This window comes from Streptomyces sp. NPDC048507 (genome assembly GCF_043199995.1).
Taxonomy (GTDB): domain Bacteria; phylum Actinomycetota; class Actinomycetes; order Streptomycetales; family Streptomycetaceae; genus Streptomyces.
In genome coordinates this window covers 143,672-155,783 of record NZ_JBICWZ010000012.1, presented here as the reverse complement: position 1 = coordinate 155,783, position 12,112 = coordinate 143,672, and the positions used below count along the sequence as shown (strand labels likewise).

11 protein-coding genes are annotated in these 12,112 nt (G+C 73.6%); 8 read left to right on the top strand and 3 right to left on the bottom strand.

All coding sequences use genetic code 11. The features are described 5' to 3' along the window. Window positions 1–53 precede the first annotated feature (53 nt). From ACGFXC_RS28350 to ACGFXC_RS28335, 4 genes are all read left to right on the top strand, one after another. Window positions 54–914 (top strand): arylamine N-acetyltransferase, encoded by an 861-nt coding sequence (locus ACGFXC_RS28350; protein WP_393717420.1) that lies wholly within the window; start codon window positions 54–56, stop codon window positions 912–914. Between the two features lie 32 nt (window positions 915–946). Next, entirely contained in the window at window positions 947–1,552 is a 606-nt protein-coding gene (locus tag ACGFXC_RS28345; RefSeq protein ID WP_351824387.1) for a YdbC family protein, read from the top strand. A 73-nt stretch (window positions 1,553–1,625) separates the two neighbouring features. Further along, window positions 1,626–2,285 (top strand): histidine phosphatase family protein, encoded by a 660-nt coding sequence (locus ACGFXC_RS28340; protein ID WP_393717418.1) that lies wholly within the window; start codon window positions 1,626–1,628, stop codon window positions 2,283–2,285. 11 nt (window positions 2,286–2,296) lie between these two features. Beyond that, window positions 2,297–3,211 carry an ADP-ribosylglycohydrolase family protein gene (locus ACGFXC_RS28335; RefSeq protein WP_393717416.1) on the top strand — a complete coding sequence of 305 codons (915 nt, stop codon included), beginning with the start codon at window positions 2,297–2,299 and terminating at the stop codon, window positions 3,209–3,211. Between the two features lie 162 nt (window positions 3,212–3,373). Here ACGFXC_RS28335 and ACGFXC_RS28330 read toward each other — a convergent pair whose 3' ends face one another. Then, on the bottom strand, window positions 3,374–4,927 hold the full coding sequence (locus tag ACGFXC_RS28330; protein WP_393717414.1) for an MFS transporter: 1,554 nt from the start codon (window positions 4,925–4,927) through the stop codon (window positions 3,374–3,376). Between the two features lie 140 nt (window positions 4,928–5,067). Here ACGFXC_RS28330 and ACGFXC_RS28325 point away from each other — a divergent pair, with 140 nt between their 5' ends. The 3 genes from ACGFXC_RS28325 to ACGFXC_RS28315 all read left to right on the top strand — a co-directional run bounded on the left by ACGFXC_RS28325 (window position 5,068) and on the right by ACGFXC_RS28315 (window position 7,203). Continuing rightward, entirely contained in the window at window positions 5,068–5,673 is a 606-nt protein-coding gene (locus ACGFXC_RS28325) for a TetR/AcrR family transcriptional regulator (protein WP_393717412.1), read from the top strand. A 127-nt stretch (window positions 5,674–5,800) separates the two neighbouring features. After that, window positions 5,801–6,511, top strand: a complete 711-nt coding sequence (locus tag ACGFXC_RS28320) for a ribonuclease HII (protein ID WP_393717411.1) — start codon at window positions 5,801–5,803, stop codon at window positions 6,509–6,511. Between the two features lie 59 nt (window positions 6,512–6,570). Next, window positions 6,571–7,203, top strand: a complete 633-nt coding sequence (locus tag ACGFXC_RS28315) for a hypothetical protein (protein ID WP_393717409.1) — start codon at window positions 6,571–6,573, stop codon at window positions 7,201–7,203. A gap of 447 nt (window positions 7,204–7,650) precedes the next feature. Here ACGFXC_RS28315 and ACGFXC_RS28310 read toward each other — a convergent pair whose 3' ends face one another. Then, window positions 7,651–8,280: a hypothetical protein gene (locus ACGFXC_RS28310; protein ID WP_393717407.1), complete on the bottom strand. Its 630-nt coding sequence runs from the start codon at window positions 8,278–8,280 to the stop codon at window positions 7,651–7,653. A 224-nt stretch (window positions 8,281–8,504) separates the two neighbouring features. After that, a complete protein-coding gene (locus ACGFXC_RS28305) occupies window positions 8,505–10,664 on the bottom strand; it encodes a RecQ family ATP-dependent DNA helicase (RefSeq protein WP_393717406.1) in 2,160 nt (719 codons plus the stop codon). A gap of 123 nt (window positions 10,665–10,787) precedes the next feature. Between ACGFXC_RS28305 and ACGFXC_RS28300 the strand changes: the two genes are divergently transcribed. After that, window positions 10,788–12,053: a DUF4192 domain-containing protein gene (locus ACGFXC_RS28300; protein WP_393717405.1), complete on the top strand. Its 1,266-nt coding sequence runs from the start codon at window positions 10,788–10,790 to the stop codon at window positions 12,051–12,053. Window positions 12,054–12,112 lie beyond the last annotated feature (59 nt).

Genomic DNA, 12,112 nt, shown 5'->3' with positions numbered 1-12,112 from the left:
GATCATTGTGCGGGTGCGGGCGTGGGCCCGCGAGAACGGGGAGTCGGCGAACCATGTGGCACGGTGACGAGCTGGACCTGGACGCGTACCTGACGAGGATCGGGCTGCGCGGCGGCACGGCAGCGGGGGGAGGCGCCGGGGGAGGCGCCGGGGAACTCCGCCCGGACCTGGACACGTTGTACGAAGTGCACCGGGCCCACACCGCCGCCATCCCCTTCGAGAGCCTGGACGTCCTGCTCGGCCGCCCCGTCGCGCTGGACGTCAAGGCCGTCGAGGACAAGCTCGTCCACGCCCGCCGGGGCGGCTACTGCTACGAGCAGAACTCGCTGCTGGCCGCCGCCCTGGAGCGGATCGGCTTCGAGGTCTCCGGACGCGGTGCCCGCAACCGCACCCGGGGGGACACCCTGCTGCCGGTGACGCACGCGGTCCTCGTCGTCACCGTCGACGGGCAACCGTGGCTCTGCGACGCCGGATTCGGCTACGTCGGCCCGCGCGAGCCCATCCCGCTGGCGCGCCCGGGCGCCGAGGTGCGGCAGGGGGCGTGGACGTACGCCGTCCGCGAGGAGGAGGACGGCGTCCTCGCGCTCCGTACCCGCAACGGGGGCGTCTGGCGTGACCTGTACGCCTTCTCCCCGCAGCGCTACCACCCCGTCGACTACGTCCTGCTCAACCACTACAGCTCCTCGCACCCCCTCTCCTCCTTCGTGGGGCAGATGATCGTGCAGCACCCGGGCGAGGACGTCCGCGTGCGCCTGGTGGGACGGGAACTCACCCGTCTGTACCCGGACGGGCGGACCGAGCGCGAGGAGGTCCACCCCGACGAGCTGCTCGCGCTCCTCGACCGGGAGTTCGGCATTCGGCTGTCCGGGCGGGATGGGGCGGAACTGGTACGGATCCACCGCTCCGGGGACTGACCCGGGCCGCGCCGGGCCCGTACGATGGCGCGGTGCTGGTCAAGTGGATTCGCTGCACGGTGACGGACCGACGCGGGTTCGAGCGCGGGCAGCGAAAATGGGCGGGGCTGCCCGGCGAACCGGGATTCCGGGGGCAGGGCGGCGGCTGGAGCCGGGGCCGGCAGGGGGTCGCGCACGTCTTCGCGTTCTGGGAGAGCCGTTCCTTCTACGACTCCTTCATGGCCCGGTCCCACGACCGGCTCGCGGCCTCGCAGAACGGCACCTTCACCGATGCCCGGGTCACCCTCTTCGACCACCGCTTCGATGTGAAGACCGGCTTCGAGCCGCGCTTCAGCGACGCCGACGTGGTCCGCGTCGCGCACACCCGGGTGCGGGAGGGGCGTGACGAACACTTCGCCCTCATGCAGGAGAAGGTGTGGAATCCGGCCATGGCAGGGTCCCCCGGAATGATCCGGGGCCTCTTCGGCGAGGCGCCCGGCCGCGAGTTCCTCGTACTGTCGATGTGGCTCGCCGCGGGCGAACACGGCAAGTACCGGCAAGAACGCGTCGAGCGCCTCTCGCTGCGCGCCCAGACGGAGGCCGATGTCGAGGCGCTCACCGGCGACGTCGTCGACCTCGAACCCGCCTGGACGGTATGACCGTACGACGACCGGCGGCCCGACCGGCGTGCCCCGTGAGGTGCGCGCCCCCATGGCCGAATAGGGTCGTGGAATGGTACGACCACGGCGCATCGTCCTTGTCCGGCACGGGGAATCGGAAGGCAACGTCGACGACACCGTCTACGAGCGGGAGCCCGACCACGCCCTGCGGCTGACCCGTACGGGCCGTGAGCAGGCCGCCGAGGTCGGGCACCGGCTGCGCGCGCTCTTCGGCGAGGAGCACATCAGCGCGTACGTCTCCCCCTACCGCCGCACCCTGCAGACCTTCCGCGAGCTGCGGCTCGACCCCGCCCGGGTACGGATGCGGGAGGAGCCGCGGCTGCGCGAGCAGGACTGGGGCAACTGGCAGGAGCGGGAGGACGTGCGCCTCCAGAAGGCCTATCGCGACGCCTACGGGCACTTCTTCTACCGCTTCGCCCAGGGCGAGTCGGGCGCGGACGTCTACGACCGGGTCGGGTCCTTCCTCGAAAGCCTCTACCGCAGCTTCGAGGCCGCCGACCACCCCGAGAACGTGCTGCTGGTCACGCACGGCCTGACGATGCGGCTCTTCTGCATGCGCTGGTTCCACTGGTCGGTGGCCGAGTTCGAAGCCCTCTCCAATCCGGGGAACGGTGAATTCCGGGTCCTGCTGCTAGGACCGGACGGCCGCTACCGGATGGACCGCCCGTTTGAGCGGTGGACCACACCCGAGCCTTATGACCTGGACGGCTAAAGTGACGCGCGATGACAGCTGACTCCACTCCCGAAGGGCGCTACGCACGCGCCACGTCCAGCCTCATGGGGCTGGCCATGGGGGACGCCCTGGGCTCCCAGTACTTCGTTCCCGTGAACTACCCGCTGCTCAAGCGGCGCGAGCTGCCGGCCGCCGGCGAGCCGTGGCAGTGGACCGACGACACCGAAATGGCCTGCTCGGTGGTGGCCGTGCTCGCCACGCACGGGCGCATCGACCAGGACGCGCTGGCCTCCTCCTTCGCCGAGCACCACGACTTCGACCGCGGCTACGGTCCCGCGGTCAACCGGATGCTGCGCCTCGTCCGGGAGGGCGCGGACTGGCGCACGCTCGCCGCCGAGCTGTTCAACGGCCAGGGCTCCTGGGGCAACGGCGCCGCCATGCGGATCGCCCCCCTGGGCGCCTGGTACGCGGACGATCCCGAGCAGGCCACCCACCAGGCGGAGATCTCCGCCTACACCACCCACCAGCACCGCGAGGCGGTGTGCGGGGCGATGGCCGTGGCCGCCGCGGCCGCGCTCGCGGCGTCCCCGGACGGCCCGCCGTCGGCCGCGGACCTGCTGGACGGGGTCATCGCGCTGGTGCCGCGCAGCGCCGTGGGCGCGGGCGTGCGCCGGGCGCGCGACATGCTGGACTACGGCGACGCGAATACCGTCGCGGCCGTACTGGGCTGCGGGCGGCGCACCAGCGCCCACGACACGGTGCCGTTCGCGCTGTGGTCGGCGGCCCGGTCGCTGGACGACTACGAGCGGGCGTTCTGGACCACCGCACAGGTGGGCGGCGACGTGGACACCACCTGCGCGATCGTCGGCGGGGTGCTGGGCGCGCGCGGGGACGCGGTGCTGCCCGGAGCCTGGCTGGCGCGGATCGAGGCCCTCCCGGCGTGGCTGCCGGAAGCGGCTTCCTGAGCGATCCGCGGCCGCCCCGGAGGACGCCGCGGGCGGCCCGACCGGCGCAGGCGGCGCCGACGCCGCGGACGGCCCGGGGGGGGCGTACGGCCGTACGGGAGCCCGGCCTCGGAGGTGATTCCGAGGCCGGCCCCCCGTACGGCCCCGTACGGGACCTCGTGGTCAGGCGGCCGGACCGGCCTTGGCGGCGGCCCCGTTGAGGGCCTCCAGGTCGCTCTTGCGCACCCGGATCACGAACAGCGCGGTGATCAGGGCGAGGCCCGCCATGGCGACGGCGGCGGTGAAGGCGCTGGAGATGCCCTGGGCGAGGACGAGGTCCCCCCAGGGATCCGGCAGCCTGCCGGTCTGCTTGAACGCGGCGAGCTGCGCCGGATCGGCCTGCGCCATGAAGGCCGGGACCTGCTTCTCGGCCTCCTCGCGGCTGGCCGTGCCGAAGACGGTGACCAGGATCGACAGGCCGAGCGAACCGCCGACCTGCTGACTGGCGTTGAGCAGCCCGGAAGCCGCTCCCGCCTCCCTGGGCGACACCCCGGAGACCGCGGTGAGGGTCAGGGTCACGAAGTTGAGGCCCATGCCGAAGCCGAAGAGCAGCATCGGCCCGAGCACACCGGAGACGTACGAGCTGTCGGTGTCGATGAAGCTGAGCCAGGCCAGCCCGGTCCCGGTCAGCGCGGATCCGGTGATCATGAACGGCTTGGGCCCGAAGCGGGGCAGGAGGCGCTGGGAGAGCCCCGCGGCGGTGCCGATCGCGGCGGTCACCGGCAGGAAGCCGAGCCCGGACTGGATCGGGGTGAAGCCCAGCACGTTCTGTACGAACTGGACGATGAAGAAGAACATGCCGAACATGGCGGCGGCCAGCCCGAGCATGATCACGTAGGTGCCGGCCCGGTTGCGGTCCGCGAACATCCGCAGCGGGATGATCGGATCGGCGGCCCGTGACTCGACGAGGACGAAGGCGCCGAGCAGGACGACGGCGGCGGCGAACGAGCCGATGGTCAAGGAGTCCCGCCAGCCGTCCTCGGACGCGCGGATGAACCCGTAGACGAGGGCGGTCATGCCACCGGTGGAGGTGAGGGCTCCGGCGGCGTCGAAGCGGCCGGGGTGACGTTCGGACTCGTTGATGAACAGCGGCGCGAGGACCGCGATGAGCACGCCGATCGGCACGTTGACGAAGAGCACCCAGCGCCAGTCGAGCCATTCCGTGAGCATCCCGCCGGCCAGCAGGCCGATCGCGCCGCCGCCCGCGGAGACGGCGGCGAACACCCCGAAGGCGCGGTTGCGCGCGGGGCCCTCGGCGAAGGTGGTGGTGATCAGGGCCAGCGCCGTCGGCGAGGCGATGGCGCCGCCGACGCCCTGGAGCGTCCGGGCGGCGAGCAGCTGCCAGGGCTCCTGGGCGAATCCGCCGAGCAGGGAGGCGAGGGTGAAGAGCAGGATGCCGGTCATGAACACGCGGCGCCGGCCCAGGATGTCTCCCGCGCGGCCACCGAGCAGCAGCAGGCCGCCGAAGGCCAGGGTGTACGCGCTGATCACCCAGGAGAGGTCGGTGGTGGAGAAGGAGAGCGCGGTCTGGATGTGCGGGAGCGCGATGTTCACGATCGTCGCGTCGAGCACGACCATGAGCTGGCAGGCCGCGATGACGGCGAGCGCCACTCCCGGGCGCCCGGGCCGTCGGGCGGCCCCCGGTATCCGAGGAGTGTCGAGACGTGTGCTTGTCACTGTGGGTCCCCCGAAGTGAAATAGTGAACGCAATCGTTCACTGCGGGTCCAAGGTAGGAGGCCCTCAGTTGGGAACGCAAGCGTTCACTAGGCCTGAAAATCCGTGCGAGGCGTGCGCGGGGCGGCCGGAGGTAGGGAGCATGACGGGTTCGGGCTGGCCGGCGGGGTCGGCTCCGGCGCGCAGACGCGGGCCGGAGCTCGAACGGGCGATTCTGGACGCCGCCCTGGAGCAGCTGGGCACGGTCGGCTGGGGCGGCGTCACCATGGAGGGCGTCGCGGCCGGGGCGCGTACGGGCAAGGCGGCGCTCTACCGGCGGTGGTCCTCGAAAGCGGACCTGGTGGCCGAGGCGCTGCGGGAGGGGCTGCCCGAGCTGGGCCCGCTTCCGGACCGTGGTTCGGTGCGCGAGGACCTCTACCTGCTGTGCCTGCGGATGCGGGACGTCATGCGTTCGCCGGCCGGTGAAGCGCTGCGGGCGGTCCTTCACGAATGCGATCACACTCATGCGGACCGGTTCCGCGAGGTGATCCGCAAGGGGCTGCACGAGCCGGCGCACCAACTGACCCGTGAGCTCGTCGACCGCGGAATCGAGCGGGGGGAAGTCCGTCGGGATGCCGCAGCACCGATGGTCGCCGATGTGATTCCCGCTCTGTTCATGTACCGGTCCAAGATGTGCGCGAGCGAATGGCCCGACGCGGAAATCGCGGAGATGATCGACGCGGTGATGGTTCCCATGCTGCGGGCCTGAGGGGCTCGCGGGGGGTGCGCGCGGGCTCGTCGCGGGGGCGTGCGCGGCGGTGCGGGCGCCCTCCGGGAAGGCTGGTCATGGGCCGGGGTGTGCAGGCGGCCCGGGGCGGCGTACCCTTGCTGGCGCCATGCCGTACGAAGCACCCACCCACACCGTCGAGCGCTCGCTCCGCGCCACCACCGGCGCCAAGATCGTTGCCGGGGTCGACGAGGTCGGACGAGGAGCCTGGGCCGGTCCCGTCACCGTGTGCGCGGCGATCACCGGTCTGCGCCGCCCGCCGGCGGGACTCACCGACTCCAAGCTGCTCACCCCCAAGCGGCGCGACGCGCTGCTCGACGTGCTGGAGGACTGGGTCACGGCGCACGCCCTGGGGCACGCGTCCCCGGAAGAGATCGACGCGCTCGGAATGACCGCGGCCCTGCGGCTCGCGGCGGTCCGCGCGCTGGACGCCCTTCCGGTGCGCCCCGACGCGGTGATCCTCGACGGCAAGCACGACTACCTCGGCTCGCCGTGGCGCGTCCGTACGGTGATCAAGGGGGACCAGTCCTGCGTCGCCGTCGCCGCGGCGTCGGTGATCGCCAAGGTCCGGCGCGACCGGATGATGGCCGAGCTGGGCGCGGGCGATGACGGAATCACGGATTTCGCTTTCGCGGCCAACGCCGGTTATCCCTCGCCCGTGCACAAGGCGGCACTCGAAGAGCGCGGGCCCACCGCGTACCACCGGCTTTCGTGGTCGTACCTCGACGGGCTGCCCCGGTGGCGCCACTTGAAGAAGGTGCGCCGCAGCGAGGAATCGGTGGAACTGGAAAACGGAGGCCAACTCGGCTTCGATTTCTGATCGCACCCACGTGCCACCCACCGGTACGTTTCGTACCGGTGTTTGATAGACATCAATTCATGCCTCTCACCCCCGCCATCGAGGAGCCTCAGATTCACGAGAGTGCCCAGGGTCCCCGCGTCACGCCGGCCGCGAGCCGCACCGCGCAGACCCCCCGCCCCGTACCTGGTCCGCGTCCCGCCGCCGTACCCCGGCCCGGACGCCCCGGTCCCGTCAGGCCCGCCCCGCCCGCCCAGCGCACGGCGCAGGCCGCCCCCGGACCCGTTCCCGCAGCCCCCACCACGCCGTCTGTCTCGGTCGCCGTGCCCCAGGTCCAGCTGATCCCGGCGTCCGCCGAGGGCGCGCTGGACGCGGCCGAGGAGGCCGTGGACCTGCTGCTCGACACCGGGCGCGCGCCCGGCGACATCCTGGTGCTCACCACGGGCGACCCGCACCCGTGGGCCGCGCACGAGCTGTCCTTCGGCGAGGCGCCCTACTGGGCGCAGCACGATGCCGGGGACGATGTCTTCTATGCGGACGCGGCGCAGGTGCAGCGCGCCGCCGGCCGGCCCGTCGTGGTCTTCGCGGACAACGGCGGACCGGCCGACATCACCGCCACCGCCCTGCCCGTCGCGCTCGCGCGCGCCGGTGCCCTGCTGATCGTGTGCGGAGACACGGCCCGGATCAACTCCGTGCTGGGTGCGGGCGTCTGACGCCCCGTGTCCGTCGCGGACGTGGGGCGGGGGCGCCGCCCCCCGGCGGTCGCCCCCAGCCCACGTCCGGGGCTCGACCAGCCGTGCCCCCTCCCGGGGAGTGCGGCCGTGAGAGCCGCTCCCGTGGCGTCGCGGCCCCGCCGGGTCCGGGTGCGCGCCGCGGGCCCGCCCCGTGGCACCGGGTGGTGCCGTGTCCGTACGCCCGATCGCGTACGTACGCGCGCACCCCTCCGGGCCGCGGGAACCCGTCCCGTACGCCGGGCTGGGTGACGCGGCGTCACAAGGCCGCGGGATCAGACCGGTCGTGGCGGCTTCGCATCGTCTCGGCGCCGGTTGCGCGTTCGTCGCGCGGGTCGTGCCGCGCGTGACGGTTGCGTGGCGCGTGCCGTCCGTGCGCCGGTTGCCGGGTAGGGCCGGGCCGGCTGCCGCGTCGGGGCGCTTCGCCGCTCAGCGGGCGGCGGTACGGCGCAGCGGCTCGGCGGCGCCCCCCGCGGTGCTCATGGTCAGCGGAGCGAACTCGGGCTGCACGGAGCCGAGGCGCCCGGGCCGGGACTCCGAGCCGGGGCTGCGGCCGCCGCGGCCCTCACCCAGAACCTGCCAGCCCCCCCGGGTCAGCGTGATGTACGCGCCGCAGCGCAGCCCGTGCAGGGTGCAGGCGTCACGCAGCCCCCACATCCAGGCCCCGTCCTCCTCCGTCCACCGTTCGTCCCCCTCGCGGCAGTACAGCAGCACCGCGGTGCGCACCGGGGTCCGCCGCCGCAGGTCGTGCGGAATCACCCTGCGCAGCCGGGAGAGCAGGGCGTTGCGGTACTCCCAGCCGTCCGCCGCACTCGGCCCGTGGACGAAGGACGCGCTCGCCACCAGCTGTTCCTCGGGGCCGAGCACGGCGATCACGGCGGTGGAAGGGGTGGGTCTGTGCCGCGCGTGCAGGCCGCTGACCACCTCGCGCGGATCGCGCAGCAGGGGGATGCCGGCCGCGGTCCACTCGGCGGGTTCGAGCAGCCGGCCGTGACGGCTGGCGCCGCCGGTGGCCGTGGTCAGGGACGTGGTCGAGGGCGGGGTGAATCCGAAGGTCACGGTCCTCCCTTCGGGTACGCGCCCGCGAGCGGGCACGGCTGGGATGTGGGCGCGCTGCGACACGGCCCTGGAGTGCCGGTGCGCCGAGCGGGAGCACTCCGATTCTCGCGTGGCGCGCGAGGGTGGGGCAATGAGCATTTGAAGCCGCGGACCGGAATTCGCCGGTATGCCGTTCATATCCTTGCCCCCTTGGAGCCCCCTCACGCCGGAGATGACTCAATCGCCTACGGCTGGAGGGCGAGCACCAGCGGGAACACCCCCTTCGCGCCCGCCCGGCGCAGCAGCCGGGCGGCCACCGCGAGGGTCCAGCCGCTCTCCGCGCGGTCGTCGACGAGGAACACCGGACCCGGCGCCTCGGACAGGCTGGCCGCGAGGGCTGGCGGGACGGTCAACGCCTGGTGGAGCCCCCGCACCCGCTGGGCGCTGTTCGAGGACGGGAGCCCGAACTCCGGTGCCTGGTCGGTGTACTCCAGGGTGCCGAGCAGCGGGATGCGCCCCACCTCCGCGATCCGCGCGGCGAGGGACGCGACCAGCTGGGGTCGGGATCGGGAGGGCAGCGCGACCACGCCCACGGGCCGGGCGGGGGCGCCGTCGGCTCCCGATGCCCAGCCGCCCGGGCCCCGCGCCCAGTCGGCGAGGACGGCCACCACCGCCTGGGCGACATCGTCCGGGACGGGCTGGTCGGCGGTCTGCGGTGCCAGCATGGGGCGCAGCCGGTTGCCCCAGCCGATGTCGGACAGCCTGCCCAGACCCCGGCCGGTGAAGGCCTGTTCCCCCGCCGGGATGCGGCCCTTGAGGTCCACGCCGACCGCCGCGAGCCCGGTCGGCCACATCTTGCGGGGCTCCAGCTCCACGCCGGGGCGGCCCAGTTCGCCCCGGGCGGTGTCCAGGGCGGTGCTGGAGACGTCCGCGGTGAAGCGGGCCCCCGCGCAGTTGTCGCAGCGGCCGCAGGGCGCGGCCTCCTCGTCGTCGAGCTGGCGGCGCAGGAACTCCATCCGGCAGGCGGTGGACGCCGCGTAGTCCCGCATCGCCTGCTGTTCGGCGGAACGCTGCCGGGCGACCCACGCGTACCGCTCGGCGTCGTACACCCAGGGTTCGCCCGTGGAGGTCCAGCCGCCCTTGACGCGGTGGACGGCTCCGTCCACGTCGAGCACCTTCAGCATCGTCTCCAGCCGGGTGCGGCGCAGGTCGACCAGCGGTTCCAGGGCGGGCAGCGAAAGGGGCCGCCCCGCCTGGGCCAGCACGTCCAGGGTGCGGCGCACCTGCGCCTCCGGGGGGAAGGCCACCGAGGCGAAGTACTGCCAGATCGCCTCGTCCTCGCGGCCGGGGAGCAGGAGGACCTCGGCGTGTTCGACACCGCGGCCCGCGCGGCCGACCTGCTGGTAGTAGGCGATGGGGGAGGAGGGCGAGCCCAGGTGCACCACGAAGCCCAGGTCGGGCTTGTCGAAGCCCATGCCGAGGGCGGAGGTGGCCACCAGGGCCTTGACCCGGTTCGCCTGGAGGTCGTTCTCCGCCTGCTCGCGGTCGGCGTTCTCGGTCTTGCCGGTGTAGGAGGACACCGTGTGCCCGCGGTGGCGCAGGTAGGCGGTGACCTCCTCGGCGGCGGCCACCGTCAGGGTGTAGATGATGCCGGAGCCCGGCAGGTCGGTGAGGTGGTCGGCGAGCCAGGCCAGCCGGTGCGCCGCGTCGGGCAGCGTCAGCACGGCCAGGCTCAGGCTCTCGCGGTCCAGCGGGCCGCGCAGCACCAGGGCGTCGGTGCCCGCTCCGGTGCCGAGCTGTTCGGCGACGTCGCCCGTCACGCGGGCGTTGGCCGTGGCGGTCGTCGCCAGGACGGGGACGCCCGGGGGGAGGTCGGCCAGCATGGTGCGCAGCCGGCGGTAGTCGGGGCGGAAATCGTGCCCCCAGTCGGAGATGCAGTGCGCCTCGTCGACCACGAGCAGGCCGGTCGCGGCCGAGAGCTTGGGGAGCACCTGGTCGCGGAAGTCGGGGTTGTTGAGCCGCTCGGGACTGACCAGCAGGACGTCGACCTCGCCCGCCGCGACCTCGGCCTGGATGCCCTCCCACTCCTCGGGGTTGGCGGAGTTGATGGTGCGGGCGCGGATGCCCGCCCGGGCGGCGGCCTCGACCTGGTTGCGCATCAGGGCGAGCAGCGGGGAGACGATGACGGTCGGGCCGGCGCCGCTCGCCCGCAGCAGTGAGGTGGCCACGAAATAGACCGCGGACTTGCCCCACCCCGTGCGCTGGACGACCAGGGCGCGCCGCTTGTGGGCGACCAGGGCCTCGATCGCCCGCCACTGGTCCTCGCGCAGCCGTGCGGTGCCCGTGGGGTCGCCCACGAGGCGGGCGAGTACGGAATCGGCCGAGGACCTCAGGTCTGCGTTCATGCCCCCATGCAACCCGATGGCTCGGACATCGCGCCAATGCGGCTCCCCGCCTGTGGATATTGAAGGTTCAACGAGTTATCCACAGGGGTTTCCGGATCGGACCGAGCACGGGACCGTCGGGGCATGACGACGAACAACGAATCCCGCAGTCCGTCCGGACTGCCGTCCACCGGCCCCTCCGGAGCCCCCGACCCGTCCCGGATCACCCTGCGCAGCCCCGCCGAACTGGCGGACGCGCTGCCCTACATGCTCGGCTTCCATCCCACCGACTCCCTGGTCATGGTCGCCGTGCACGGCGAAGCCGGACGCTTCGGCGGCCGGCTCCGCGTCGGGATCCCCACCGCGCCCACCGAGTGGGAGGACACGGCGCGGCAGGTCGCCGAATGCCTGGTACGGGGCAGCGAGCGGCGCGGCGACAAGCCCGACGGCATCGTGGTGTTCCTGTGCCAGGACCCGCGGGGCGCGGAGAGCGGCCAGCGGGTCATGACCCGGCTGCGGCCGCTCGCCCAGCGGCTGCGGACCGCCTGCGGAGCACTGGACGTGCCCGTCCTGGAAGCCCTGTGCCTCTCCGGCGGCCGCTACTGGTCCTACACCTGCGCAGGGTCCGGCTGCTGCCCGGCCGAAGGCAATCCGCTCGCCGCACCGGGCACCTCGGTGATGGCCGCGGCGGCCACCTTCGCGGGGCTCCAGGTCAGGGGTTCGCTCAAGGAGATCGAGGGACGCCTGACGCCGCCGCGGGGCGGCGCCTGGGCGGTCGAACAGGAGGACGCCCTCGGACGGGCCGCCGCCGCACTGGTCCCGAAGATCCTCGACGGCGCCACCCGGGAGGAGGTCGGCGAGCAGACCATCGCGCTCGCCCGGACCCTCATGCGCCGGCTGACCCTCGCGCCGCCCGCCGAGGGCGGTCGCCGCGCCGACGACCGGGACGACGCCCTGCTCGCACACGACGAGGCGGCCGCCGTGATCCTCGGGCTCCAGGACCGGGAGATCCGCGACGTCGCCGCCGAGTGGATGGAGCAGGACGAGGCGGCGCCCGCCCTGCGCCTGTGGCGGGCCCTGGCCCGGCGCTGCGTCGGCGCCTACGGGGAGCACGCGGCGGCCCCGCTCACCCTCGCGGGCTGGGTCTCCTGGTCCAGCGGGGACGAACCGACGGCCCGGATCGCCTTCGGGCTCGCCCTGCGGGCCGACGCCGAATACCGCTTCGCCCAGCTCCTGCACCACGCCTGCAACGAGGGCATCGACCCGGAGGGGCTGCGGCAGTGCCTGCGGGAGGAGCGTGCGCGCCGCGAACCCCGGCGCAAGCGGCCCGCCGGCGTGACCCGGCCGCCCGGGCGCCCCGCACCGCGCAGCCGCCGCACGGGCCGCCGCGCGGAAGGGAGCGGGCAGTGATGACGCGCCGGGCACCCGGCGGCCCCCGCCCGGTACGCGCCCTCCCCGGCGGCCCGCCC

Bases quoted from the DNA above. Each gene is read 5' to 3' on its own strand.
- ACGFXC_RS28315 (WP_393717409.1), top strand. From the start codon at position 6,571: ATGCCTCTCACCCCCGCCATCGAGGAGCCTCAGATTCACGAGAGTGCC.
- ACGFXC_RS28300 (WP_393717405.1), top strand. From the start codon at position 10,788: ATGACGACGAACAACGAATCCCGCAGTCCGTCCGGACTGCCGTCCACC.
- ACGFXC_RS28335 (WP_393717416.1), top strand. From the start codon at position 2,297: ATGACAGCTGACTCCACTCCCGAAGGGCGCTACGCACGCGCCACGTCC.
- ACGFXC_RS28320 (WP_393717411.1), top strand. From the start codon at position 5,801: ATGCCGTACGAAGCACCCACCCACACCGTCGAGCGCTCGCTCCGCGCC.
- ACGFXC_RS28325 (WP_393717412.1), top strand. From the start codon at position 5,068: ATGACGGGTTCGGGCTGGCCGGCGGGGTCGGCTCCGGCGCGCAGACGC.
- ACGFXC_RS28305 (WP_393717406.1), bottom strand. From the start codon at position 10,664: ATGAACGCAGACCTGAGGTCCTCGGCCGATTCCGTACTCGCCCGCCTC.
- ACGFXC_RS28340 (WP_393717418.1), top strand. From the start codon at position 1,626: ATGGTACGACCACGGCGCATCGTCCTTGTCCGGCACGGGGAATCGGAA.
- ACGFXC_RS28350 (WP_393717420.1), top strand. From the start codon at position 54: ATGTGGCACGGTGACGAGCTGGACCTGGACGCGTACCTGACGAGGATC.